Consider the following 26623-nt stretch of genomic DNA (forward strand, 5'->3'; position numbering starts at 1 on the left):
AGACAAGGAGGAGAGGATCAAAAAGACCCCTCCTCCTATGTATGTCAGAGCCATTAACACAGAGGTTAGATCACCGATCTTCTCATGCAATGGTTTTTCCCTCATGAGTTACTCCAGTTGGAAATTGATTGGCAGGTTGTATTTAACACGAACCGCACGTCCCGATTGCTTACCTGGTTTCCACTTCGGCATTGCTTTCACAACACGTATTGCTTCTTCATCGCAACCAAAACCCAACCCTTTCAAAACAGCCACATCCTGGATACTTCCGTCAACGTTCACAACAAATGACATGAAAACCCTTCCTGAAACGTTGGCACGGGATGCTGCACTTGGATACTTGATATTTTTACCTAAGTATTTGTACATTTCCGCAGTACCACCCGGAAATTCCGGTTGCTGCTCTACGACTGTAAAAACCTTTTCAGGTTCGGGAGCCGCTTCTACCACTGTACCTTTGCTAGGCGCCGCTACAGCTTCGGGGGCAACAATGATCTCATTCGCGTTTGGATCACCTTCAATTGTTTTATCCGCAACAACAGCTTCCTTAATTTCTTCTACTGTTGGTGGTGGAACCTCTTCAGGAACTTCTTCATCTTTCTTAACTTCCGGAGGTAAGAACTTCACCGTGTTCACCTTAGGTTGTTCTACCGGCGGTGGTGGTGGCGGTGGTGGTTCTGCCGGGTCAATTGGCGGCGGTGGTATTTTCATTAAATCCACTTCAACCATTGCAGCTTCTTCTTCTTTGCCCGCCGTCAGTTTATTGATAATTGACGGTGTAAACATTGCAAGAACAAAGAGAACAGCTCCGATTAAAGTAGCCTTCGTCACATCAGCACGATAGCCCTGACGAAGTGAAAATGCTCCGTACGCCTTATTACGATCCGCAAACACTATATCATCCAGTGTTGCATTCGGGCCTATTTCTGCCATGGCGCTTTGAATTAGATTTGATTAAAAATTAATTTTTAACTTCGACTTTGTCCCCTAAGAGTTTCTTTTCTGAATCAGTAAGAGTCTCCACGAGTGCATATCGTTTTGATTTGGTAATGGCCATTTCATCCAATACGTCCACCATGTTCTTATAGGTAGAAACTGCTGTTGGCTTAATCACGACCACAAAAGGCTCATTCCCTTTCTCATCTTTTGGATTCGCTGCATTGATTCTTTTAGCAGAAGCAAAAATCACGCTTCTCAAATCAAACCCGTAGCGGGTTGTTTTCAAAGATGCCGCTGCTTTATCATCATCCGCTGCTATTCCGTCCAGATAATACACATCATCATTCGAACCCATAAACAGGGTCAAAACTTTGGATGCTTTTAACGGTTCTGTTTTTTCCTGATCTTCTTCATCAGTCTTATCAGGCACGGCCAACGTCATGGATGTTGGCTTTGACATGGTTGTCGCAAGCATAAAAAAGGTAATGAGCAAAAAGCCTAGATCCACCATGGGAGTCATGTCCACACGGGTAGACATCTTCTTGGCCCGAACCTTACCGTCGCCTTTGCCATGCCCACCACCCGATTCTTCAATTGCTGCCATTTTTTCTCTTTAATTAAATGATATCTTACTAATGTTACTAATCATTTGTATAGCCGGCAGGGGCTTGCTCACTTCCTGTGATCAGGTTGAACTTGTTAATGTTCTGCGACTGCAAATTAGCCAGGACATCCTTGAAGACGGGAAACTTAGAAAGGTTATCTCCTTTTAAAGCGATCCGTAACTGGTTGTTGGCCTTACGTGCTGCATAAACCCAGTCAGCTAATTCGCTGGCTCCGGTCGAATCCACCGGGATACCAGGCTGCTTAACCTGTGGCATTTGTTCTTTGGACATATTCAACCAGGGCTTCAACTGATTCAAAGGAAATCCAAAACTGCTTTGCAACGCAAATTTTGCTTTTTCAGTGTCAGTAAAAGTAATCCCTTTCGCCTGTCCAATGTTTTCAAGCATCGCTGCTCTAACTGGTTTTGCATCCACTCCAAAGAATACCTTGCCCGCTTTGTCTATACTAATGATCATAATATCATCATCAGGAACCTTGATCTGCGAAATAGAAGAGGGCGTTGTAATCTCCGCTTCATTCGACTTGAACGTGGCCGTCATGATAAAGAACGTCAGTAGTAAGAACGCTACGTCAGTCATCGCTGTCATATCCGTATGCGGCGCGTGCTTCTTAGGTCTTACCTTTCCCATAGCAAATATATAAGTTTTTTTTATATTAACGAAACTTTCATATTAATTAGTTCAAAGAACTATTAATAATGAGCAGCAAAGTTAGACTGAAGGCTCATGCCAATTTCGTCAATGCTGTAAGTAAGATCGTCAACACGGCTGTTCAGGTAAGCGTATGAGATAGTCGCGATAGCCGAAGTACCGATACCAAGAGCGGTATTGATAAGGGCCTCAGAGATACCAGTCGCAAGAGCAGCTGAGTCAGGAGAACCTGATGTACCAAGTGCCGCAAACGCTTTGATCATACCGATTACCGTTCCAAGAAGTGCAAGAAGAGTAGATGCACCCGCCAATGTAGCGATAATGGTAAGGTTTTTCTGAAGCATCGGAAGTTCAAGCGTAGTAGCTTCTTCGATTTCTTTCTGAAGAGCCGCCAGTTTTTGTTCTTTGTCAAGCGCAGTTTCAGTAGTTAACTGCTTATATTTCAAAAGGCCTGCCTTTACTACATTACCAACAGATCCTTTTTGTCTATCGCATTCTTTGATAGCTTCATCGATTTGGTTTTTGTCAAGAAGGCTTCTCAATTTACGTACGAAAGAATCGATGCTTCCTGAGCCGCTTGCTTTGTTCAAAGTGATCAAACGCTCGATTGTGAAAGTTAACACAATCAGGAAACAGGTCATCAAAATTGGTACGATAGGGCCTCCTTTGTAAACGATACCGTAGTAATCACCATCGATAGGGCCTTTTGCGTGATCGCCATCCTTAAAGTGTTCGGGAGCTCCCAGAACGAAAATGTAAACAACTAATGCAATCGCGAATAGTAGAGGGATTACCAATGCCGGGTTCAAACCGCCTTTGCCTTTTGTTGCTGCCGCAGCAGGCTTTGGAGCTGGTGCCGGACTTGTAGCTTTCTTTTCCATCAGACTTACTTTTAAAGGTTAAATTGAGATTTTGGTTGTGAATTAAATAAAACTTTTGGTTAAAACTGGTTTTGGTAAAATAAAATTTCGATTGCTTTTTGATTTATCGACTTCTACAAAAGTATGAGTTTTCCTTTTAAAAAAAAGCAAGCATTTCCTCAGTTTTTTTCTCCGATTTTTTGCCTGAACAATTACAAATTGCATATTTTAAAGAAAGCCGTACTACCTGTTTTTGTGCAAAATCCAAGTTTAATGCTCATTAGTAAGCGAATATGCATCTTCAACAAGGTTATATATAATTGTACTCTTTATGCGAATCCCTGTTAACATGTTTTTTAAACCTCCCCATTGTATTTCAAAATATTTCAAGATTACCTTAGAAAAGCAAATATTATTTTTCTCCTACTATGTGTCTAAACAACAATTTTAAATTTCGGGTACGCAAAATTTACATTGCCAACCATAATTTGACAAAATCGCTTCCTGAAACTTTGTCGGCCCGCGGAGAAATTTGGTAACATACCTACAATTTACAAGGCGCCTGAAAACAGAATCGCAAAAATCAGGTAATTTTGAATTTCATTTACACCCAGGAGCTAACTTAACAAATTCATAATACCATGAAAATCGATCATGACTCTCTCAAAAAAATCGCCCACCTGGCCCGTCTGGAAATCAAACCGGAGGAGGAGACGGCCTTGTTGAAGAGCATGGATTCGGTACTGACCTGGATGGACCAGCTCAATGAAATTGATACGGAAGGCGTCGAACCGCTCACCCACATTATGGATGAAGTGAATAACTGGCGTGAGGACGTGGCGGTCAATAGCCTCGACAGAAAAGATGCATTGCACAATGCACCTTCGAAAAATGACTCCTATATTATGGTACCTAAAGTGATTGAGTAAGTTTAGGACACATTGTCCAGTCGGTCATCAATTGATTTCAAAAGAGTCGGAATCGGATAGCGCGGGGAAGCTTTGGCGGTATTTGTTCAATTCATCCTTCGAAAACCTGACGATTTTCTCAGTTTCAACGGCAGCTAACATCGCCACCGGCTCACCCAGGTAATCCAATGCTACGGAATCTCCCTGGTAGGCCAATCCATTACCATCTGCCCCTACCCTGTTAACCCCTACTACAAAACTCTGGTTTTCAATGGCCCGGGCCATCAGCAATGTCTTCCACGCGTGAGCACGCCGGGCAGGCCAGTTCGCAACATAGATAAGAAGATCGTAAGGATCGGAAACGGCATTCCGGCTCCATACCGGAAAGCGAAGATCATAACATACCAATGGTGAAATTTTCCAGCCTTTCCAGGAGCATATTAACTTGGATTCGCCACCTGTGTAGGACAGGTGCTCCTGCCCCATTGTGAAAAGATGCCTTTTATCATAAAAGGAATACGTACCATCCGGTTTGACGCAAAGCAGCCGGTTGTAAAACCTGCCGCCCTCCTTCACCGCAAAACTACCAATGAATAAGGATGACGTTTGAGCCGCCATTTGCTTCATCCATTTGGTAGTAGTGAGGTTCATCGGCTCAGCCATTTTGGTATTCATGGTGAACCCTGTGGGAAACATTTCCGGCAACACGATGACGTCAGCATTCTCCGGCAATGCAGCTATTTTTTCTTCGAGGGAAGATAAATTGGCCGTGGTATCTTCCCAATAAAGATCAGTCTGGATCAATGCAACCGACAATGTTTCTAATTGCTCTTCCGGCATCTTGAAGAATGGATAAATTGTTGTCTCTATATAATGTACCTATCTGCGGTTTGGAAAACGCATACGGTAGTCAGCATCCACATTCCCCTTCGATATATCAGTCAGTTTTTTCTTGATAAACTGTTTTTTCAATGTTGGTAAATAGTCAACAAACAGCTTGCCCAGCAAATGGTCATATTCGTGCTGAATGATCCTGGCTGCCATTCCGGAGTATTCTTCTACATACTCATTCCATTCTATATCGCGGTAGCGGATTTTCAGCTTCTCTGGACGGTACACATCCCCTCTGATTCCGGGAATGCTCAGGCAACCTTCTTCAAACGCCCACTCTTCTCCGCTTTCTTCCAGGATCTCCGGGTTAATAAATGTCTTTTTAAAATCCACAAGGGAAAGGTCCGGCTCATCGTCGTCGTCATCCTCGTCTTTTTCGCTGAAAGGTGTACCATCCACTACAAAAACCCTTATGTTCATTCCAATCTGCGGGGCAGCCAGACCAACGCCGTTTGCCGAATGCATGGTTTCGAACATATCCTCAGAAAGCTTTTTAAGATCCAGTTCACCTTTTTCGATAAATCTGGTCGTTTTTCTAAGAATGGGGTCGCCGTATGCTACTATGGGATAAATCATTGTAATAAAACTTTATTGATTCGTTTTGATAATTAACTTCCAGTCAGGCTACCTTTTACTTTCCATATAAGACTGCAGAATAATGGTAGCGCTGATCTTATCGATATTGCCTTTTTCTCTCCGGTCGCTCTTTTTTGAGCCAGCCGCGATCATGGATTGCAGCGCCATCGACGATGTAAATCTTTCGTCATGGGTATGGACGGGAATGTCCGGGAATCCTTTTTTCAGTTGCTTGATAAATGCCGTGACCCTTGCTGCATTCTCACTTTCTGTATTGTCCAGTTTCTTGGGCATACCGACTATAAATGCTTCAATTTCCTCACGAACAGCGTACTTTTTCAGGAAATCCAGCAAGTCGTGGCTCCGTACCGTTTCCAGCGCCGTGGCAATGATCTGCAATGGATCAGTAACTGCAATTCCAGTGCGTTTGGCTCCGTAATCAATCGCCAGAAGACGTGGCATTTATCTTAAAGTATGTTAATAATTTGCAAAGATAAGACCTTTCAATTAGCTTTTCCTGATTGCGTGGGCTGATAATAGATTTTGATGGGCGCATGACATAATCCGATTATCTTTGCTTCATGATTGAAAAGCGCTGGATACACTACCCTGAATTTAATCCTGATCAACAACAAGTTGTCAGCGAACTCACAGATTCCCTGAATGTGAGCCCTTCGTTAGCAGCACTTTTGGTACAGCGCGGTATCCTGGATTTTGAGCAATCTAAACAGTTCTTTCGCCCTGATCTTACCTTGTTGCATGATCCATTTTTAATGAAGGATATGGATCTTGCGGTGGACCGGCTGGTCAAAGCAATAGCATCAGGTGAAAAGATCCTAGTTTACGGCGATTATGATGTAGACGGTACCACTTCGGTCACATTATTCTACGGATTTCTCAAGAAAATATATCCTAACCTCGACTACTATATTCCCGACCGCTATGAGGAAGGCTACGGCGTTTCCTGGCAGAGCATCGATTGGGCCCATGAAAATGGCTTTACATTAATTGTCACGCTGGACTGTGGCGTAAAATCCGTAGATAAAGTTACCGCTGCTTTGGAAAGAGGCATTGATTTCATCATTTGCGACCACCACCGGCCCGGCGACGAACTTCCACCGGCCATAGCAGTACTCGATCCGAAACGCGACGATTGTCCTTATCCTTATAAAGAGCTGACCGGTTGCGGAGTAGGTTTCAAATTGCTGCAGGCATTTTGTATCAACCAAAAAATGGACCAGCAAGCCCTATTCGACAATCTGGACTTGCTGGTCGTCAGCATTGCGGCGGACATTGTTCCGATTACCGGAGAAAACAGAATATTGGCTTTCTATGGTTTAAAACGAATTAATGCTGCACCCAGAACCGGAATAAAGGCATTGATACAAATAGCCGGGATCACCGGCTCGCTCGACATCACCAATGTAGTATTCGGCCTGAGCCCGCGGATTAATGCGGCTGGCAGGATCAAACATGCAAAGGAGGCAGTGCGATTACTGCTTTCAGAGGTGGAAGATGAGGCTTTCGAGTTTGCTCAGGAAATTAACAAGCATAATAGCGAACGCCGAACTTTTGATACCAGCATTACCGAGCAGGCGCTTTTCATGATCGAGAACGATGAATGGTTTGCAGGTGCGAAAAGTACTGTACTATATAAGGAAGACTGGCACAAGGGGGTGATCGGTATTGTAGCCAGCCGATGCATTGAAAAATATCACCGGCCTACCATTATCCTGACCCAGTCGCACGGCAAAGCAGCGGGTTCCGCTCGCTCAGTTCCTGGTTTTGATGTATACGAAGCGATTGAAGAATGTGCCGATCTGCTGGAACAATATGGCGGTCACACTTTCGCGGCGGGACTGACTTTGCCATTAGATAATATTGAAGCATTTAAAACCCGTTTCAATGATATTGTAAGCAGCCGGATTTTGCCGGATCAGCTCGTCCCGATGATTAATATAGATATGTTGCTTGAACTGGATATCATCACTCCGAAATTCTACAACATTCTCCGGCAAATGGGCCCATTCGGCCCAGGCAACATGACGCCCGTTTTTGAATCCAGGAATGTTACCCTTTCCGGCAGACCTTCGTTACTGAAAGAGAAGCACATTAAGTTTGATGTGAAACAAAATAACTCGGCCGTTTATACCGCCGTTGGCTTTGGTTTGGGACATTATTATCCTGATCTCGCCAACGGACGCCCGTTTTCAATATGCTATGCATTGGAAGAAAATAACTTTCGTGATAAAAAAACGTTACAACTGTCTTTGAAAGACATCAAACTTCACTGAGCCTGGCCAGGGAAGTTGAATTACTAAACGAACAATGATACTTAGAACCGAAAACCTTGTAAAGAAATACGGGGTTCGTCTTGTTAATAATAATGTTAGTTATCAGGTTGAACAGGGCGAAATCGTAGGATTACTTGGTCCTAACGGAGCCGGAAAAACGACTTCCTTTTACATGGCAGTGGGGCTGGTAAAGCCCAACAGTGGAAAGGTGTACCTCGACGACAAAGACATTACCAGCCTTCCTATGTACAAGCGCGCCCGGCTGGGCCTGGGCTACCTGGCGCAGGAAGCTTCGGTTTTCCGGTCATTGACGGTGGAAGAAAACATTAGGGCCGTACTCGAAATGACCGATATGTCGAGAGCCGACCAAAAACAGAAAGTAGAAGAACTCCTGGAAGAATTCCATTTGACCCACGTCCGCAAAAGCAAGGGTATGGTGTTATCAGGAGGAGAACGCCGCAGGACCGAAATCGCACGATCACTGGCAGTTGATCCCAAGTTTATTTTGCTGGATGAGCCTTTCGCCGGCGTCGATCCCATCGCAGTGGAGGATATTCAGAGCATTGTTGCGAAATTAAAGCACAAGAACATTGGTATCCTCATCACCGATCACAATGTGAATGAAACGTTGTCCATTACCGATCGTGCTTATCTGCTATTTGAAGGGAAAATTTTGAAGCAAGGTACTGCGGAAGAATTGGCAGAAGATGAAGTGGTGAGACGTGTGTACCTGGGCCAGAATTTTGAACTCAAAAGAAAGGTGTAATTAATTCAAAAGCACTCCAACATAGAAAAGGGACTGCTCGCAGGCACTCCCTCTCTTACAATTATTCACCATGAACTGTATTACTATATATGTAAGTTAACAGAGCCTATTATTTTTTGGGGCACTTTTTGCAGTGCTTTCCTTTCTTCTTGTACTTTTCACAACACTTCTTAAATACACATTCCATATTCTCGTTACAGGATTTCATCCAGGAAATACTCTGGTCGGAACATGTATCCGGTTCATTCAATGTAAAAGCGCTCATCCAGGTTACTGTTATTAATAAGCCAAAGATAACAGCTATTTAGAATCATTCAAGCTATCGCCTAAAATTATTTTGAATAGATCTAAATAATTGGTCGATCATTGACTATTCAAATCGCATATACATTTCAGGTCACTTTATTTTTTCCCAGATTTCGTGCAGCGGTTTCCCATCGCTGCTTTTTCCGCTATGGTCCCATCTGCCGTTTTCCAGTTTATAGTCAAATTTCAATGACGATCCTACCCGGTTGTTGTCTTTGGAAAAAAACTGAATTTTTTCCGTATACTTCCCATTTTGAGCAGTGTAAGTACCGCCTCCGGTTGCATAAAAGCCCTTAACGGCAGGATCGATCGCAACCCACTGAAATCTGGTTTTCGATAAAAGCTTCAATGTTTTTCTGGTACCCTCCTGATGTACCTGTACTAATTCACCTTGTCCTGCCGCAGCCCGTTCCGTGATGTGCCATGCACCGGCCATGGGTACCGAAGTGGCGTCATCTACCCGCATCCAAACCATCGCCTCCTCGTATCGGAGCGTCAGTATATCGTCCTTCACAATCACCGTGAAAACGATCGGGGTACCAATTTTAGCAGTATCGGCCGAGTTAAATTCCGGGGTATAGGTCATTTGGTCGCCGCTCATCGTGAAAGGCCCGCCTTCACTGCGCTCGAAATATTTGTTACCTACACTATAGGACGCAATGACAAGGTAATTATCCGCAACAATCAATGTAGATGCGCTTCCGGTTGGTTCCTGCGATTTCCATGCACCTTTTGGAACCTGCGGCAGTCGTTCCTGACCAAAAGCATACAGCGAGAAAAATAAGAGGGTGGTTGTAAGTATGTGCTTCATTGCTAATCTGTTTTTTAGAGTTCCAATATACGTTATCAAAATTGTGCCAAATAAGCAACATTAGACGTACTCAGCGTAAAACTTCTATCAACACTTCCATGGACCTGATTTCTCCCAGTGTCTCCATGTGGATTTTATAAAAGAAAATCAGTTTTTCCAGAATGCGGATTCGCCGGGTCCGATCGAGCGGAATGCTTAATCCGTAGTCGCTAAATAATAATTGCTCAATGTTCTGATGTTCAACAAAATCCGGGAGCTGGGGGTAATGGTTGCTTTTTAACTCGCGTTCCAGGTCATCGACGGTCTCAATTCCAAAACCGAGGTACGAAGCCAGCTGCATCAAAAACTGAATATGAAAATTTTCAAAATTCGCTTCCGCATCGTCAAGGTACAGTATCGATTCTTCAATGAACCGGAAAAGCAGCTCATTACTTTCCTCCTCTCGCAATGTTTTCCCTAAAATTTCAGTAATAAAAAGCGCCAGGCTCGATTTGATGACATCAAATGGAATAGAATGAAAGGGTGCGTAGCATTTCAGCTCCGAAATCCGGTGGACGGTATCTTCCTTATTTTTGTGATAAACCACCATATCCAGCAAAGTAAGCGGCTGAAATAAAGCAATACGGTTGTTTTTCGACTTGCTGCTCCTGACACCATTCACTATATAAGTCTGAATACCAAAGGCTTCGGTGTAAATTTTGGTAATAATGGAAGATTCCCGGTAGCGGAGATAACTCAGCCCTATACCACGCGTCTTATGAAGCATATAAATTATTTAAGCCTTTTGATCAAATTTAATTATCTTTCTGTTAGCTAGGCCAGGCCGCAACTATAAAGATTTGAAGTTTAATTTTTTATAAAATCAGATCGGCAGCAAAAAACTCCGGACATTGATCCGGCCAGCAAATCGACTCCCGAAAAATCGGAGAGATTTGAAGTTTTTTAAGCTAAAGGATTCGTACCTTTGCACCAAGTAACGAACTAATTAAGATTACAAATTCGTTAAGCTATTATTCAGGGAATACGCTTTGCATACCAGCAAACTAAAATATCTCTAACGCATTACTCTTCTTATGAGCGACGCCATTAAGCATGAGTGCGGCATAGCACTTATCCGTCTTAGAAAGCCTTATCAATACTACATCGACAAGTACGACACACCGCTATACGCCGTGCACAAGCTTTCGGTAATGATGGAAAAACAGGTAAACCGGGGACAGGATGGAGCCGGAGTAGCCAACATTAAGATAGATGTCCCGCCCGGGAAAAGATACATCAGCAGATACAGATCCGTAGAACCTCAGCCACTTACGGACATTTTTTCAAAAATCCATAAGAAATTCCGGAAAGGTCTCAAGAACAACAGGGACCGAGCTACTGATGGCAAATGGCTACAGGAGAATCTGGCATTTACAGGTGAGGTATGGCTGGGTCACCTTCGCTATGGAACACACGGTACCAACGAGGTCGAAAACTGCCATCCTATGCTTCGCCAGAGCAACTGGAGAAGCCGTAACCTGGTGATGGCGGGCAACTTCAACATGACCAATGTGGATGAGCTTTTCGGTAAGTTGGTTTCTCTTGGACAGCATCCAAAGGAAAAAGTGGATACCGTAACGGTAATGGAAAAAATTGGACATTTCCTGGATGAAGAAAATCAAAGAGTCTTTGAACGCTTCAAAGGAATTTACGAAAATCCAACGCTTTCTGACGTAATCGAAGAGAACATTGATTTGCAACGCCTGCTATATCGCTCTTGTCGTGACTTCGACGGCGGATATGCCATGTGTGGTCTTACTGGTTATGGAGCGTCATTTGTAATTCGCGATCCTGCCGGTATTCGCCCTGCATTTTATTATGCTGATGATGAGGTGGTTGTGGTAGCATCTGAGAAGCAGGCTATCAAAGCAGCATTCAATGTAGATTACAATCAGATTCAGGAAATTACGCCGGGCTCTGCTTTGATCGTGGATAAAAATGGTGAATACAACGAATTCCCTATCCTGCCACGTCTCGAAAAACGTTCTTGCAGCTTTGAAAGGATCTATTTCTCACGCGGAACTGATCCGGATATTTATAACGAACGCAAGCAGCTTGGGAAATTATTGATCCCGCAAATATTGAAAGAGGTTAATTACGACCTTGAAAATACAATCTTCTCTTACATTCCAAATACGGCCGAAACGGCGTTTCTGGGTATGATTGAAGGTTTGGAAGAATATCTTGCCAAGAAGCGGAAGCAGGCGATTATGGAAGGGATTCTTTTTGAGGCTGACCTTGAAAAGGTATTGTCTTTCCGTCCAAGAATCGAAAAATTGGTAACGAAAGACGTGAAGTCCCGGACTTTCATTACTGCGGATGCATTGCGTGACGACATGGTTTCAAGTGTGTACGATACCACTTTTGAAGTAGTTCGTAAAAACATAGATACGGTCGTGATCATCGATGACTCCATTGTAAGAGGAACGACTCTGGAAAAAAGCATTCTTACGATGCTGGACCGGTTGAAACCGAAGAAAATAGTAGTGGCGTCGTCTGCACCTCAGATTCGCTTCCCCGATTGCTACGGTATTGATATGTCAAGAATGAAGGATTTTGTTGCTTTCCGGGCAGTTCTGAAATTACTGGAAGAACGCGATCTCGAATATTTACTGGAAGATGTTTACACACAAAGCGTTACATCGATCGCGACTAAAAATCCGTATCCTACCAATTACGTAAAGGCTTTGTATGACCCATTTACAGATCAGGAAATTTCTGACAAAATAGCTGAAATTATTCGTCCTAAGGATCTCAATGCAGAGCTTTCTGTTGTTTTCCAAACTGTCGATAATTTACATAAAGCCTGTCCGCAGCATCTGGGAGACTGGTATTTCACTGGAAATTATCCGACTCCCGGCGGTAACAAAGTAGTTAACAAAGCATTCTCCAACTCGCACGAAGGGAAACTAGAGAGAGCGTATTGATCAAAAAATAATTTTAGATATAGATGACCGTCTCCATCTGAGACGGTCATTTTTTTGACATAATTAAAAATACCGTCATTGTATTGACTGTATTTAGCTAAATTCAGTCAATACACTGCACTTTTTCAAACGCCTATCCCGAGGCAACTTTTCAAATTGTCAACCATTCTAATTATTTGGATTTTATTTCCTGACCAAAAGAAATTCATTCTCAGGAATACGGTCATTTCCTTAACTTGCCTTTTTAAATAAACCTAAATCCAAATGACGCAATTCAACAAAAAGCAATTGGTAGAAATCTATTCACTTCTTTTCGCTTTCGGGCTGCTTGCTATGTCTTCGCAGGCTCAAACCACAACCACAGGAACGCTGGCTGACATTAGCTTTTTGGAAGGACATTGGCTGGGCACTTACAACGGAGGGCCGATTGAAGCGGGGTGGACGGCTCCTGCCGGGAATAATATCATGGGATATATCCGAATGATCAAAGATGACAAACCTGCACTTTATGAGGTTTTTGCATTTGAACAAACTGAAAAAGGGCCTGTTGCATTGGTAAAACACTTCAAACCGGGCCTCATTGCGCTGGAAGAAAAAGCAGTGTCGGATCGCTACAATTTTATTGAAGCCAAGAAAAACCAGGCATTATTCGAAAAGGATGATATTTCTGTAAGGATCATTTACGAAAGACGTTCGCAGAACCAGCTGGTGATCCAGAGAGGTAAACTGGAAGACAACAAATGGGTTTTTATTGACCTCTTTGTTTTCAATCGCATTCCTTAGGCGAATGGATTTGAGTGAAATACGGGCAGCAGTTCTGATCAAGAGTTGCTGCTTTTTTATCTTAATTTTTCAGGATCAGATACACTCCTGCTACCAGCAGAACCGTTCCGGCGATTCTCGGTAACGTGATCTGATGTACCGCAAATCCTTGCAAACCATAGTGATCAATGGTCATGGTCGCGATCATCTGGCCAGCCACTACCAGGCAGATCATGTTGGCAGGGCCAATGTCCCGAACAATAAAAATCACCGTGATCACATAAAATGCACCAAGTACCCCACCCATGAAGCGTGTCCAGGAAACCTGCCGAAAATCACTGAGCGCAGGAATAGGGTTTTGATTGAAACAAGCAAAGGCTATGGATAAAACCACCAATCCTACAAAGAACGAGGTCATTGCCGCCAGAATGGGGTTATTAATGGACTCGCGAAGCTGGGTATTCACGCCGGACTGAACTGCATTACTAATCCCGATCAGAAATGCCAAAAATAAGAAAAGCCAGTTCATGTAATTTGTAGGATGGTTTTATTTCTTCAATTCACTCACCTTATCGGGATCTACCGTTTTGAAACGGCCATAAACGCGCAAAATAATCGCCAGCGCGACGGTCACTTCCGCGGCTGCAACCACAATTACGAAAAGAGCAAAAAGTTGCCCCCCAAGCCTTTCCGGATCATGACGGCTGAAAGCTACAAGGTTAATATTTACAGCATTCAGCATCAGTTCGATACCGAGTAAAATTCCAATAAAATGTCGCTTAGTAACCGAGATAGCAAGCCCGATACTGAACAGGGCCGCCGCTACTATCAAATAATGTTGTACCGGAATGGCTGTCATGACGTGGGATTACGGTTCGTAGCGAGGTAGGCTGCGCCAATTAATGCAACCAGCAGCAAAATAGCAGCAATTTCGAATGGTAACAAATGACTGGTCATCAGTTCCACGCCTATGGTTTTAATGGTTGACTTGCTGCTAATCGAGTCGCCCGTCATTCTGAAATCAGAGATAAAAATAACTTTTAACAGAAACAAAAAAAAGCCAATCCCCAGCAAAAATCCCCAGATCTCCCGCTTAATGAGCACTTCAATGCTATTTGGTTTTGAAGGGTCAGGACTCTTGTCGCCCTTTTGAGTGAGCATGATACCGAAAATTAATAGCACCAGAACTCCCCCTACGTAGATCATCACCTGGGCTACGCCAAGAAAGTCGGCGCCAGCTAAAACATATAATGCAGCGACGCCAAGAAATGCTAAAAACAATGCAAACGCGGCGTAAATGAGGTTTTTTGTAAATAAAATGAAAAGCGCAGACAAGATCGCCAGTATCGAAAATCCATAAAATGCCGCTGCTTCCATAAAACAATGATTAATACTGCTACTTTATTTTTTCAGGTAGTCCCTACTCTTTGGGAGGTTTGGGTTTCATAGTAGGACGAAACGCTGGTTTGGGCTTCACTTCTTCCTTCTGCTCAGGTTGCTCCGGCTCGGCACTTTCCTCAGACTTCACCTCGGCTTTGACTTCCGTTTTCGGTTTCATGGTCGGACGAAATGCTGGTTTAGGTGCAACAGGTTTTGGTTCCTCCTCAACAGGTGTTTCCGAAACTGATTTTTCAACATGATCCTCCGACACCACTTTTGGCTTCATCGTTGGACGAAACGCCGGTTTCGTTACAACTGGTTTCGGTTCATCCTCAATTGGTGTTTCTGCAACTGGTTTTTCAGCATGATCCTCCGAAACAACTTTTGGCTTCATCGTTGGACGAAACGCCGGTTTCGTTGCAACTGGTTTCGGTTCATTCTCAATTGGTGTTTCTGCAACTGGTTTTTCAACATGATCCTCGGACACCACTTTTGGCTTCATCGTAGGACGAAACGGTGGCTTTGCAGCAACAGGTTTTGGCGTTTCCTCAGCGAATGCTTCTGAAATTGGTTTTTCAGTAGCGTCTTCCGATACCACTTTTGGTTTCAAAGTGGGGCGAAATGCTGGCTTTGCCGCTGGTTGCGAAGGAATGTCTTCAGAAGGTGCTTCTACTTCCAGCTTGGTGACATTTTCGTCAGCCACAACTTTGGGCTTGATAGTAGGCTTAAACACTGGCCGGGCTGGTGCCGATGGCGTAGGTTCAGAAGCCGTAACAGGTTTATTAACAGCTTTTAGTGCTTCTTTTTCTTTTTGGAATTGGTCTAATAACCGTCGTTTTTCATCCGCCTCTTCCGGCGACAGGTTAGCATAGCTGTACACCATATCACGCACATCCAGCTCGCTATAATCGAATGTCTTGGTCATGGTCAGGCATTCCGTCGGGCATACCGTTGTGCAAAGGCCGCAGTAGCAGCATTTTGCCATGTCAATGTCAAACTTCGCAGCGTAAAGCCTGATCGGAGAACCGTCAGACGCTTTTCCTACTTCTTCAATGGCACGGATGGGTTCTATTTCAATGCAGTCGACGGGACAGACTTTAACGCATTTGTCACAAACAATGCAGTCATCCATTTCATTGTGAAGACGGTAACGACCGTTATCTGGGATGGGAATCGTTTCCAGCGGATACTGAATCGTGACGATCCCTTCCTGCTGGTCGTAGAAATTTCCGGAGCGGATATCACCCGGCTTGCGTCGGTTACGCGCACTCCACAAATGACGTAACGTAAGACGCATACCTGTAATAGTGGTACTGATCCCTTCCGATATATTTTTAAAATAGGTTGACAAATCCGATCTATATAATTCCAAATCTACCCTACGGCAAAGATAAAGTAAAGTGCATAAAAAGAACTATTCTTTGCAAAGAGCGAGGAGGTGTTCCAGGTATTTTTTTGCCAAAACCTCGCGGTCAAAATGTGTTCTGGCGAAATGATAACCATTTTCCCCTTCGTTACTGCACCGCACGGGATCATTCATATATTCCCGGATCTTGCATGCAAAGTCTGCCGGATTCTCAGGTTCAACAAAAACGCCGGCAGCCGCATCTTCAATAAGCTGCCTTGAAATTCCATCAATGGCCATTAACACTGGTTTTTTACACGAGAAATAGTCAAAGGTCTTGTTGCTATAAATGGTTTTGAATGTGTCCGCCTTTTTCAAAACGGATGCTCCTATATCTGCCGCCAGAATGTATTTAAAAACTTCGCTCTTGCTTACCGGATCTTGAAATCTAACATTGTTAAGTTGCCGTTTGTCCGCCTCCTCCATCAGTTGTTTCTTCTGCCTGCCGTCTCCTACCAGCAGAAAAACAACATGGGTATCTCTCAATAAATCAGCCGTTTCAAGAATTTGGATCAGATGATTAGCCACCCCATGAGCTCCTACATAAATGACGACAAACTTATTTTCTAAATTCAGCTTACGCCTGAAAGCCTCCCGATCAAAATGTTGAAGCAAATGCTCCGATAGACTAAAATCAGCAGCATTCGGCACCACGATGATTTTTGAATGTTGTATTTTCTTTTGATTAATCAAAACCTCTCTGAATGCCGGTGTCAGGACATTGATAAAATTCGCTTTTCTATATAATTGATTTTCAAGCCAATAAGACATTCGGATTAAAAACGTGTTTTGCAGAACTCCCGTATCAATGGCGGATTCAGGCCACAAGTCCCTGATTTCCAGAACCAACGGTATCCTTTTGCACCACGAAATTACTAGTCCCGAAATGCCTGCAAGTAAAGGAGGAGACGTTACCACCACCAGATCGTATGGATCCCTGGCGTAGAAGATCCCGCCTAATGTCGCTGAAAATGTAAAGGAAAAGTAAGCCCACAACCTTCCCGCAAAACCAGCGTGATAGCGTCGGGAAACATAACAGCGGATGACCTTAACACTGTTAGAATTGACATTCCGATCAAAAAACCTGTCGTTCTTGTTATTTTCTTGCCTCATGTAATGACCCGTCCCCGCTAGAACCGTGACCTGGTGCTCCTCGGCGAGCCACATTCTGCTTATCTCATTCCATCGCGACCCTCCGCCGCCATTATCTTCCAGAAAATACTGGTGAATCAATAGTATGTGCATAGAGCTGGTTATTTAATTTCAGTCAATACGGTTCTGAGGTATCTGCCGGAAGTAGAAAAAACCCATTGCGGACTGCTGACTTTTTGACCATAAAGTTCAGAATACCAACCAGAAACAACTTCTTTGAGCATTTCAGAGCCATTTTCATCCCAGGACTGCATTTGATAATGTTCTGAAAAGTTTTCACCGGGATGCCAGATTTGGTTCATAGGTAAATGGGCAGGCACATTTACCAGCCTATCTTCAATTTCCCAATGAAATTTGTTTTTTGCCTTCTTTACTTCTCGTCTGTGAATTATTCCTCGTCCAAGATGTTTGAAACCTTCGAATTCCGCCTCCAAAATCTGAAATCCTTCTTCATCGCGAATAACTCCGCTGGCTTTTTTTACCCAATGAAACCATATAAATCGCGATTGCTTTGACATTTGCCCATAATCCCCTGGCACAACTGTATTGTGGGCGATAGTACTCGTGAAATATCCGGCACATGGCTCGTCGGTGTAATAGGAATGGCTACCTGCGTCTCGAAGGATGTTCACGCCATTAACCCAGATGTCCAAATGCAAATTATCAGCCTGAAATGGCCGGTTTTGATATGCTCCACAACGTAGGAATGTAGTGGAGCATTCATCGTGTAATATGTAGTAGCCACTTTTTGGGTAGGTTGAACTTGCCTTCCGAACCAATATCATGTTAGGCCTCTCCTCCACTCCCAGCCAGGCAGATTCTTCATTCCACGGTCCATTTCCAAAGCCCAGATCCATGTTTAAAAGCCTGCTTAACACTGTTAACTGCGGTCGGAAGTCGCGAAAATGACATTCGGTAAGCGAAAAAAATAAAGCGCCATCATTATGACCATAGTTAGGTAGCCAGCCGCTGATACCATCCTGACAGGCATGTAAAAATGCTACGGATTTCCTCGCACGCTCGTGTAAGGTATGCGACCACCCTTCACCATTCAGTTCCGCAAGTTTTAGCGCCCAGGATAACAACTGAACCACAATGCGGTGGTAGTTCATAGAAAATTGCAGGAAAGTCCCCTCTTCATTAATCTGGTAGGCGATTTCTGTTTCAAACCATTTTTTACCTTTTTCCTTCCAACGTTTGCTGTCAGGATAACAGGGGAAGAGCAGTCCTACCAGATATAGCGTCAATGTTTCCGTCAATGCGTGATTGTTGCGCACTGCTATCAGCGAAAAACTGATATTTTTCTCCACATGATTCATTTGATCATAGATACTACCCAAGATCTGATTGAGGATTTCCTGTGTCAGGGTAACTGATTTGCGGTAGTAATGTAACGCAAAAACCCAGTTCAAGACCCTCAGCGAGATTTCCTGACCACATTTCCAGTCTGGCCCGCAGTTCACCGGATTCTTGTCAATCCAATCGCATATCAATGAAAAAACCGGTTGTGACTGATCTTTCTCGAAATGAAAATCATAACGGATCAGGTCATAAAGGAATGTAAACCTGGACTTCTCCCAAACATATTTAATGTCACCTGCCTCTTTCGAAAAGTCGGGAATCTTCGCCCAATGCTGGTTTATTTCGTAAGTAAAACCGCTTTTCGGGTTAGTATGCCAGTCTTTTACCGCGTACCACTCCGAACTGAAAAAGAGAAACTGATTTTGTCCGATTTTCTCAGCGCGCTCTTTCAAATCGTAAAGGGAGCTATTCTTTTCAATGTTTAAATTTCGAGGGTCAAAGAAGAATTTTACAGGTAAGCGCTGCCAGTCTGCCAATGTGGCAAAATGTCTGGCTCTGCTTTTCATTGGAAATCTGAGCCGCAGCAAACCGGTACTGCGCTGCATTTCGTACCACAAACGGAAAACCACATAGCGCGGTCCCATATATTGGAACAAATGAAAAAATAGCTGGTAGTAATCATGTAGATTTTTCATTCGACCGAGATCCAGCAATTGTTCTTCAAACTTGCTATCGCTGCGAATGTGGCCCGGGTAGTATTGATAATTTCACCAAACGGAATAAGGGATGATCCGCCGTTGCTGACCATTTCCTTCAACCGGCGAAATTGCGTGTCATGCCCCTTATCCTGACCGGATCTGTATCTCGTAAAACCTTTAAATCCGTAGCCGGTTAATGTGATAAAATTGTCCAAAACCAGCGTCCGGCCGAGTGAATAAATCTCCACCCGCTCTTTGGAATAAGAGGCGTGACCATTGGAAAAATAATTGATCACGCCCGTTGAGCCATTTTGGTAGCGCAGTAAAATATTAGCATTGTCTCGCATGCGGCTATCCCCAAGGTCCATGACGTTCATACACACCGCCGTCACTTTGCTACCTGTAAGAAAGGTGATGAGATCTACAAAATGACAACCTTCTCCTACGATCCTCCCGCCTCCGACAGCAGGATCATGAACCCATGAATCGGGTGGAATGTAGCCTGCATTGACTGTCACGACCACATTCATTAATTCATTGCCCAGTAGCTCATTCATTTTCAATGCGTGTGAAGAGAAGCGGCGATTGAAGCCCACATTCAGCGATGCACAATGCTTCCTGATTTCCCAAATCCGGATGACTTCCTCCAATTCCTCCGGAGATATAGCAAGCGGTTTCTCGACAAAAACATGCTTTTCTGCATTCAATGCACTGATTACCATTGAGGCATGTTTGTCATGTCTCGTTGCGATCATGACGAGGTTTACCTCATCGTCATTCAAAATGTCGACAAAATTGGTTGTAATAAACGGTATCCGATATTTAGCACCGAGCCCCGCGGCGGAAAAGCCGTTTTCGCTGGCTATGTATTTGATAGAAAACCCCCTCAGCAAAGGCAACATCGTTACACGAACGAAGTTGCCCGCTCCAACGATCCCCGCGACTGTATTTGCTTTTCTTAACGGTACTTCCTGAAAAAGGATTGTGTTCTTATAACAAGTCGTGTCCGGATAATCGAAAAGACAGGCAATGGTGTTCGACTTCATGATCTGATCGTACACTTTTCCGAAATCAGCCAGCGGAATGGTTTCTGTGATCAATGGTTTTACATTCAGCGATCCCGTCGCCAGCATGCTTAGTACCGTTTCAAAATTTCTATTTTCCGTCCATCGTACAAAAGCAATCGGGTAATCCATTCCCTTTTCTTCATAAGCATTGTCGTAACGGCCGGGCCCATACGAGCAGGAAACCTGGAATGTCAGTTCCTTTTTGTAAAAATCGTCGCGACGCAGGTTCATCCCGATCGAGCCGATCAAAATAACTTTACCTCTCTTCCTTGCCAGCTTCGCAGCGAGTGATAGCAGGTTATCGGAGTTGGACGATGCAGTAATCATAACTCCATCAGCACCTAACCCATCAGTGAGGTTTGCAACAAGTTTTTCGGGATCCGAATGTTGCGGATGCAATGTAATAATACCCTTCTCAGCTGCTATTAGACGCTTCCCTTCGTCAGGTTCGATCCCAATGACTCGACAGCCGTTCAATTTCAGCATTTCCGCCGTGAGCAAGCCCGTCAAACCCAGACCAATTACCACAACCGTTTCGCCTATCCCCGGCGATAACAAACGGATACCTTGCAAACCCACAGACGCAATTACGGTGAATGCGGCCTCCTCAAACGTGACACACTCCGGGATTTTGGCCACAAGATTCACAGGTACACAGACCACCTCCGCATGCGGCCCGTTACTGACAACCCGGTCTCCCTTTTTGAAGTGATTCACTCCTTTCCCCACCGCAATAACTTCGCCAGCATTGCAATACCCCAGCGGAAGCAGCTGATCGAGTCGCTGCATCAAGGAACGGGCGGTAGCTGTAAAGCCATCGGATCGCATTTTATTTAATAAAGGCTCAATTTTGTCAGAGTGGAGCCGGGCTTTTTTAAGTAAGCCTGCTTTTCCGAACTGGACCAGCATTTTTTCGGTACCGGTAGAGACGAGGCTTTTATGTGTTTTGATCAACAAATAGCCCTGTTTCACAAGAGGTGAGGGTACTTCGAGCAACACGGTTTTACCCGTCCGCAGATTTTGCGCAAGTTGTTTCATTAAAATATAGTGTGTTGTGAGTAAAAATCTTCCTGGGCAGAAATTTACAAGATTATCTGCAATCACAAAGTTTTAATATTTTTGACGTTTATTATTTTTTTGGAATAAAGGCAAAAACCCATCAGATAAGAATGGAAAAACAGCTTAATGTAGGTATCGTTGGTTACAAGTTTATGGGTCGGGCGCACAGCAATGCCTGGAAAAAAGCACCGTTATTTTTTGATACCCCCGCCATTCCGGTTTTGAAAGTCGCTTGCGGAAGACATCAGCAATCGCTTACTGAATTTGCTCAAAATTGGGGCTGGGAAGAAACTGAAACGGACTGGAAGAAACTCATCGCACGTCCCGACATTGACATTATCGACATTGCACTGCCTCAGCACCTGCATTATGAGGTAGCAATAGCTGCTGCCAGAGCTGGGAAGCACATTTTCTGCGAAAAACCGCTGGCTATGAACAGTAAGCAAGCCGAAGAAATGCTGAAAGTGTGTGAAGAAAACAATATCAAACATTACCTGAACCATAATTATCGACGAACCCCGGCGGTAGCTTTTGCCAAAAAGATGATCGAAGACGGGAAAATCGGTCGCATTTTCCACTGGCGATGCGCCTACCAGCAGGACTGGATCGTAGACCCTACCTTTCCATTAACATGGCAATTGAAAAAGGAAACAGCCCAGGCTGGCCCTCAATGGGACCTTAATTCACATGCCGTGGATCTGGCGCATTTCCTGATCGGTGACATTGCGACTGTATCTGCGCTCACCACCAACTTTGTCAAGGAACGGCCGATAGCGGACGAAGCCGCGTCGGGAAGTCTTTCGGCTGTATCGCTGGGCAGCGAAATGGGCGAAGTGACTGTGGAAGACGCTGCTTTGATGCTCGTTAATTTTAAAAATGGCGCCATAGGCTCATTCGAGGCTACACGGTTTGCCAGCGGCAGAAAAAACCGTCTGACCTTTGAGATCTACGGTAGCAAGGGCAGCCTGGTTTTTGACCTTGAAAGAATGAACGAGCTACAATACTTCTCGCGGGAGGATCATGACGGGGAACAGGGATTTCGTACTATTCTGGCTACGGAAGCGGTCCATCCATACGCGAGCCACTGGTGGCCTGCGGGGCACATTATCGGTTACGAACACGCATTCGTTCACGCCGTTGTGGATTTTGTTAAGGCGATTGAAGAGAATACCGCCATTAAACCGGATTTCGCCGACGGCCTGAAAATCATTCAGGTACTGGAAGCAGGCCTTCTTGCTGCCGAAACGAAACAACAGGTAAGCCTCTGATCAATTCGAGGTCAATACCTTGTTCACTATTTCCTGTAATTCCGAAGCGTAGATGGGTTTCTGGATGTAATCTGTAATGTAGCCGGTGGACATGGCGCGATCATAATCCTCGGTATCCGTTGAGGAGCTTACCATGAATATCGAGATACATTTGGACAATGAGGGTTGGAGTTTGGCGTATTCATCGATAAACTGCCAACCATCCAGAATAGGCATGTTAATATCCAGCAGTATAAGTTGCGGAAGCTTTTCTGGCTGGTTATTACATCCTATTAGGTGGTCAATGGCGTCCTGACCATTTTCAAAAAATAGAGCCTCCTGAATTACCTGGGCCTTTTCGATCATCTTTTTGAGAAGAAACGTAAAAACCAGATCGTCGTCTATTACACAAAGTCGTTCAAGCGTATTCATCGAATGTTATTTTAAAAGTCGTCCCATGGTCTACTTTACTAAAAACCTGAATTTTGCCTCCTTGCGTTTCGATTTGATTTTTAATTAAAAAGAGGCCAACGCCGTGCGCATCCTTGTGCTTATGAAAAGTTTTATACAAGCCAAATACCTTATCACCGTGTAAATCGAGATCAATTCCCCTGCCTTTATCTACATATTTCAGCTCCTTCACCCCTGAGCCATTGAGATAAAATTTCAATGTAATGTGAGCCGGCTGCCCCTCTTTTCGATACTTAATACCATTCGAAATCAGGTTCATCAGAATACTTTCGAGATATACTTGCGGGAACATGACTGTCTTCAGATCATATTTTATTTCGACAGTGGTATTGCTCTCCCTGAGGCTTTCGTCCATCACAGCAAGCACTTTTTGCGTGACCGTTTCCATATCCAACTCCTCGCTTTCCAATCTGTTTTCCCGTATTTTAATGATTTGAGAAAGATCGTCCAGGGTGCTGTTGAGGTGGCCGGAAACCTTTTTGACCTTTCTGAATACATCGAGATTACCATCATCCAGCGCAGTTTCATCGACGAAGCTGGTCAGCAGTGAAATGTTACTGGAATGGTTACGAAGATTGTGGGAGAGAATGTGGGTAAAATTTTTCAACTGGCTATTCTGTTGCACCATCTGGTTAATGGACCGGATCAGATTCAGTTCGGATGTTTTGTACCTGCTGATATCCATGATGATACCCCGGATTTTAAATACCTCATTTTCTTTGTCAAATACTGGATTTCCAAAGAACCTGACCCATTTTACATTATCATAAGTGGTCATCTGAAACTCATGATCCCATGAAACTTTCGTCTCAGGCGTATTGAGCAACGCCAGTCTAATGATCATTTGATCCTGCTCATTAAAAAACTCAAACAAGTCCTGCTGATCGATGATCTGTTCGCTATCCGCTTCGAAAATTTCCGACGCCGTTTTCGTCCAGTTAAATTCCTTGGTCGAAAGGTCGTATTCCCATCCTGCCAGCTGGCCTACTTCACCCGCAGCGGTCAGGAGGTATTCGCTGGCTGCTAATTTTTCCTCAACAATGTTTCGTTCATCGATCTCCTTCTGCAAATCATTGACCGACCTGACCAGCAATATGCTCGGAAATATTTTATACAGGTAATAGACCGTCGTAATGGAAACCACCCCGGTCAAAAACCGAACGAGGGCACTCAGGCGATACACCGGGATCCAGAATATCAGTGCATCAATAAAATGTGTGGTTCCGCATAACAGGATAAATGCGACGAACAACCATATCGTATGCGGAAAAGGAATATCGCGTCGCTGAGTCACCACTCTGATTAGAAACACCGGTATCAGGAAATAGGCGCTCCATATCATCACGTCAGACAGGATGTAGAGCCATCCGTGAAAGTCGGTCCATTCGCCACAATACCATCTTGCAGGCCAGTTTTTTGTACTAAATATCCCTTCAAAAAATCCGGTAATCTGTTCTGATAGATCTGCTTTTTGGTATTGATTCAAAGCTGCCCCGCTTCCGCACATGCGGATACTATCCGCGCTGGTTACACATAAGGAAATTTCCGGATCCATATTTTTTTCATCATATTCTGGGGAACGGTATTGATCAGTTCTTACGGATCAACTGAGTTTTCTCACGCTCAAAAACCATCCAATATACATAATAGAATGGTGATGCTCTCAGCCCAATTCAAATATTGATAGCCTGTCCCTGCAAAAATGACCAGTAATGCGTCCGACGTAACGAATGTGTAGAAGTACTACTATTTACAATCTATAAAAATGCTCCTTAATTGTGGTTTCAATAAAAAAATTTACAACAAAAAAATGAATCATTACATTAATCGTTTAGAAATAGGTACCTGCAACTCAAACTAAACCTCTCCATGAGAAGCATTTCTTTCATCCTTTTAGCATTTATTCTGGCTAGTTTGGCAGGTTGTAGCAAAAGCTCCGACCCACCTATCCCGGAAAACGCGCCAATGCCTTATTTTAATCAGGTCAATACCACATTTGAAACTGATCAGATACAATGTTTACTGGATCAATGGTATAGTGGGACTTACAGGAATGAGCCCATTGTTTTAAGGGTCATCAATGATGCGACTACTTACAAGTCATTTTTCTCCTGCAAGCCTGGCGTAGATCTGCCTATCATCAATTTTACTTACTTTTCCTTGATAGTTGGAATGAAGGCGGCCCTTGCAGAATCCAATACGCCAGTTAATATCAAAAAAATGAAACAGCGCCTGGTTCCGATGAGCGATGGTCAGTATGTGCTAAAGGTAACGGTAGCGGGTAAAAAATCGGACAGTAGCAAAGGTGGCGAATGGTTCGCATTCACGTCTGTCGTACCGAAGATTGAGGGAAAGGTTGATTTAGAGATGAAGTATGAGTTTGAGTGAGGCTTGTAGGGCAGATGCGTCATATCAAGGTTTAAAACAAAAAAAGCACCGATTGCTCAGTGCTTTTTCTTTTGTGGGAGTTGAGGGATTCGAACCGCGCGGCGGAGGATCAAGACCAAATGTTGTGGAGCAACTTGGATTAAGCATATAACTGAGTCAGACGATACAAGAAGAATTCTACATTCCGAACTCCTCCGAACTGGCTTCTAAAAGCTTTGATTTTCGCGTTGAAAGATTCGGCGGAAGCGTTGGTACTTCTGTTGTCAAAATAATTCACGATGGTTTGGTAGTGGATCTCGATAGACCTGGCAACGGAATTGAATGACTTGAAGCCTGATTGTCTGACCTTCTCGTGCCATTTTGCTAATCTTGTTAATCCGTAAATCTTTTCGGTTGTGTTTGTGAAGATATTGCTCAATTCTAGCGTTAAATCGTATGCTTTCTTTAAATCAGGGAAGCGTTCAAAGGCAAGTTCAGCCCTTTCTTTTTGACTTTCAGTCCAGGTATTTGGCTTTTTGTAGAGTGCATACCTGCTTCGGGCAAGTAATTGCTTGACACTATCTCCGTTGGATAAAATTTCGGGCTCGTATACTGCGCTGGTCGCTTTGGCTTGCTCAATAGCACTGTTTTCTTCATCCAGAGCATCCCAGCGATATTTTATTCGGATTTCTTGCAAAGCGTCCATAGCTAACCGCTGAACATGAAAGCGGTCTGTCACTTGTACCGCTCTTGGAAAACATTGTTTGGCTATCATTCCCATGCTCCCAGCCATATCCAGTGTGATTTCCGTAACTTTCTTACGCTGAGATCTTGGAATTTTGCGAAGAATCTCCATCACTGTTTCAGCTTTGGTGCCGGCTACAATAGCAACTATACTGCCGCATCGGCGGTCCGACTTTTCCACCTTTGGCAGCTTTGTTCGTTAGAATAGTATATAATTCACCACGCGATAAGCTGGTTTCATCAATTGAGAGTTGTGAACCTAAATTCTGAGGGAATAAAAGCCATTTTTTCGCATGGCCTCTTTGAGTCCAATCTTTAAATCCACTCTGAAAATCACGGTCGCTTCGGCGATCCGAATTGACGCAGTAAATCCTT

Annotated in this window: 26 protein-coding genes; 7 read left to right on the forward strand and 19 right to left on the reverse strand. The window is 43.9% G+C overall.

Annotation, left to right across the window (positions count from 1 at the left end):
- Positions 1-108: 108 nt before the first annotated feature.
- From ABIO93_RS04935 to ABIO93_RS04950, 4 genes are all read right to left on the reverse strand, one after another.
- On the reverse strand, positions 109-933 hold the full coding sequence (locus ABIO93_RS04935) for a TonB family protein (protein WP_348065049.1): 825 nt from the start codon (positions 931-933) through the stop codon (positions 109-111).
- 28 nt (positions 934-961) lie between these two features.
- Positions 962-1543 carry a biopolymer transporter ExbD gene (locus ABIO93_RS04940; protein ID WP_348065051.1) on the reverse strand — a complete coding sequence of 194 codons (582 nt, stop codon included), beginning with the start codon at positions 1541-1543 and terminating at the stop codon, positions 962-964.
- 37 nt (positions 1544-1580) lie between these two features.
- On the reverse strand, positions 1581-2195 hold the full coding sequence (locus ABIO93_RS04945) for a biopolymer transporter ExbD (RefSeq protein WP_348065053.1): 615 nt from the start codon (positions 2193-2195) through the stop codon (positions 1581-1583).
- Between the two features lie 62 nt (positions 2196-2257).
- Positions 2258-3097 carry a MotA/TolQ/ExbB proton channel family protein gene (locus ABIO93_RS04950; RefSeq protein WP_348065055.1) on the reverse strand — a complete coding sequence of 280 codons (840 nt, stop codon included), beginning with the start codon at positions 3095-3097 and terminating at the stop codon, positions 2258-2260.
- A gap of 620 nt (positions 3098-3717) precedes the next feature.
- On the opposite strand from ABIO93_RS04950, the gene gatC reads away from it, so the two are divergent.
- Entirely contained in the window at positions 3718-4005 is a 288-nt protein-coding gene (gene gatC, locus ABIO93_RS04955) for an Asp-tRNA(Asn)/Glu-tRNA(Gln) amidotransferase subunit GatC (protein ID WP_348065057.1), read from the forward strand.
- 27 nt (positions 4006-4032) lie between these two features.
- Here gatC and ABIO93_RS04960 read toward each other — a convergent pair whose 3' ends face one another.
- The 3 genes from ABIO93_RS04960 to ruvX are packed head-to-tail and all read right to left on the reverse strand — an operon-like array spanning position 4033 to position 5913.
- Positions 4033-4824, reverse strand: coding sequence for an amidohydrolase (locus ABIO93_RS04960; RefSeq protein ID WP_348065059.1), 792 nt, complete (start codon positions 4822-4824; stop codon positions 4033-4035).
- A gap of 39 nt (positions 4825-4863) precedes the next feature.
- Positions 4864-5451 (reverse strand): peptide deformylase, encoded by a 588-nt coding sequence (gene def, locus ABIO93_RS04965; RefSeq protein WP_348065061.1) that lies wholly within the window; start codon positions 5449-5451, stop codon positions 4864-4866.
- A gap of 48 nt (positions 5452-5499) precedes the next feature.
- Positions 5500-5913 (reverse strand): Holliday junction resolvase RuvX, encoded by a 414-nt coding sequence (gene ruvX, locus ABIO93_RS04970; protein ID WP_348065063.1) that lies wholly within the window; start codon positions 5911-5913, stop codon positions 5500-5502.
- 119 nt (positions 5914-6032) lie between these two features.
- Between ruvX and recJ the strand changes: the two genes are divergently transcribed.
- Together recJ and lptB are read left to right on the forward strand one after the other, a co-directional pair.
- Positions 6033-7745, forward strand: a complete 1713-nt coding sequence (gene recJ / locus ABIO93_RS04975; RefSeq protein ID WP_348065065.1) for a single-stranded-DNA-specific exonuclease RecJ — start codon at positions 6033-6035, stop codon at positions 7743-7745.
- A gap of 34 nt (positions 7746-7779) precedes the next feature.
- Positions 7780-8511: an LPS export ABC transporter ATP-binding protein gene (gene lptB, locus ABIO93_RS04980; RefSeq protein WP_348065067.1), complete on the forward strand. Its 732-nt coding sequence runs from the start codon at positions 7780-7782 to the stop codon at positions 8509-8511.
- A 397-nt stretch (positions 8512-8908) separates the two neighbouring features.
- Here the strand turns inward: lptB and ABIO93_RS04985 are convergent, their stop codons facing one another.
- Both ABIO93_RS04985 and recO read right to left on the reverse strand, forming a co-directional pair.
- Positions 8909-9628, reverse strand: coding sequence for a hypothetical protein (locus tag ABIO93_RS04985; RefSeq protein WP_348065069.1), 720 nt, complete (start codon positions 9626-9628; stop codon positions 8909-8911).
- A gap of 70 nt (positions 9629-9698) precedes the next feature.
- Entirely contained in the window at positions 9699-10394 is a 696-nt protein-coding gene (gene recO / locus ABIO93_RS04990; protein ID WP_348065071.1) for a DNA repair protein RecO, read from the reverse strand.
- Positions 10395-10701: 307 nt separating this feature from the next.
- On the opposite strand from recO, the gene ABIO93_RS04995 reads away from it, so the two are divergent.
- Positions 10702-12594: an amidophosphoribosyltransferase gene (locus ABIO93_RS04995; RefSeq protein ID WP_348065073.1), complete on the forward strand. Its 1893-nt coding sequence runs from the start codon at positions 10702-10704 to the stop codon at positions 12592-12594.
- A gap of 333 nt (positions 12595-12927) precedes the next feature.
- Entirely contained in the window at positions 12928-13377 is a 450-nt protein-coding gene (locus ABIO93_RS05000) for a DUF6265 family protein (protein WP_348065168.1), read from the forward strand.
- Between the two features lie 61 nt (positions 13378-13438).
- On the opposite strand, the gene ABIO93_RS05005 is transcribed toward ABIO93_RS05000, so the two are convergent.
- The 7 genes from ABIO93_RS05005 to ABIO93_RS05035 are packed head-to-tail and all read right to left on the reverse strand — an operon-like array spanning position 13439 to position 21398.
- Entirely contained in the window at positions 13439-13885 is a 447-nt protein-coding gene (locus tag ABIO93_RS05005) for a DMT family transporter (RefSeq protein ID WP_348065075.1), read from the reverse strand.
- Positions 13886-13903: 18 nt separating this feature from the next.
- Complete coding sequence (nuoK, locus tag ABIO93_RS05010) at positions 13904-14215, reverse strand: NADH-quinone oxidoreductase subunit NuoK (protein ID WP_348065077.1); 312 nt, start codon at positions 14213-14215, stop codon at positions 13904-13906.
- On the reverse strand, positions 14212-14733 hold the full coding sequence (locus ABIO93_RS05015; protein ID WP_348065079.1) for an NADH-quinone oxidoreductase subunit J: 522 nt from the start codon (positions 14731-14733) through the stop codon (positions 14212-14214). The genes nuoK and ABIO93_RS05015 overlap by 4 nt, the downstream gene beginning before the upstream one ends.
- A gap of 43 nt (positions 14734-14776) precedes the next feature.
- Positions 14777-16108, reverse strand: a complete 1332-nt coding sequence (locus ABIO93_RS05020) for a 4Fe-4S binding protein (protein WP_348065081.1) — start codon at positions 16106-16108, stop codon at positions 14777-14779.
- A 42-nt stretch (positions 16109-16150) separates the two neighbouring features.
- On the reverse strand, positions 16151-17386 hold the full coding sequence (locus ABIO93_RS05025) for a glycosyltransferase family 4 protein (protein WP_348065083.1): 1236 nt from the start codon (positions 17384-17386) through the stop codon (positions 16151-16153).
- Between the two features lie 8 nt (positions 17387-17394).
- Complete coding sequence (locus ABIO93_RS05030) at positions 17395-19290, reverse strand: heparinase II/III family protein (RefSeq protein ID WP_348065085.1); 1896 nt, start codon at positions 19288-19290, stop codon at positions 17395-17397.
- Positions 19287-21398: a bi-domain-containing oxidoreductase gene (locus ABIO93_RS05035; RefSeq protein WP_348065087.1), complete on the reverse strand. Its 2112-nt coding sequence runs from the start codon at positions 21396-21398 to the stop codon at positions 19287-19289. The genes ABIO93_RS05030 and ABIO93_RS05035 overlap by 4 nt, the downstream gene beginning before the upstream one ends.
- Positions 21399-21529: 131 nt before the next feature.
- Between ABIO93_RS05035 and ABIO93_RS05040 the strand changes: the two genes are divergently transcribed.
- Entirely contained in the window at positions 21530-22687 is a 1158-nt protein-coding gene (locus ABIO93_RS05040; protein ID WP_348065089.1) for a Gfo/Idh/MocA family oxidoreductase, read from the forward strand.
- Here ABIO93_RS05040 and ABIO93_RS05045 read toward each other — a convergent pair whose 3' ends face one another.
- Together ABIO93_RS05045 and ABIO93_RS05050 are read right to left on the reverse strand one after the other, a co-directional pair.
- A complete protein-coding gene (locus ABIO93_RS05045; protein ID WP_348065091.1) occupies positions 22688-23098 on the reverse strand; it encodes a response regulator in 411 nt (136 codons plus the stop codon).
- Positions 23085-24692: an ATP-binding protein gene (locus ABIO93_RS05050; protein WP_348065093.1), complete on the reverse strand. Its 1608-nt coding sequence runs from the start codon at positions 24690-24692 to the stop codon at positions 23085-23087. The genes ABIO93_RS05045 and ABIO93_RS05050 overlap by 14 nt, the downstream gene beginning before the upstream one ends.
- Positions 24693-25006: 314 nt before the next feature.
- On the opposite strand from ABIO93_RS05050, the gene ABIO93_RS05055 reads away from it, so the two are divergent.
- On the forward strand, positions 25007-25525 hold the full coding sequence (locus tag ABIO93_RS05055; RefSeq protein ID WP_348065095.1) for a hypothetical protein: 519 nt from the start codon (positions 25007-25009) through the stop codon (positions 25523-25525).
- Positions 25526-25664: 139 nt separating this feature from the next.
- On the opposite strand, the gene ABIO93_RS05060 is transcribed toward ABIO93_RS05055, so the two are convergent.
- The gene (locus ABIO93_RS05060) at positions 25665-26360 is read right to left on the reverse strand and encodes a transposase (protein WP_348065097.1); all 696 of its coding nucleotides are present in this window, start codon (positions 26358-26360) and stop codon (positions 25665-25667) included.
- Between the last annotated feature and the right edge of the window lie 263 nt (positions 26361-26623).

This window comes from Dyadobacter sp. (assembly GCF_039919315.1).
Classification (GTDB): domain Bacteria; phylum Bacteroidota; class Bacteroidia; order Cytophagales; family Spirosomataceae; genus Dyadobacter.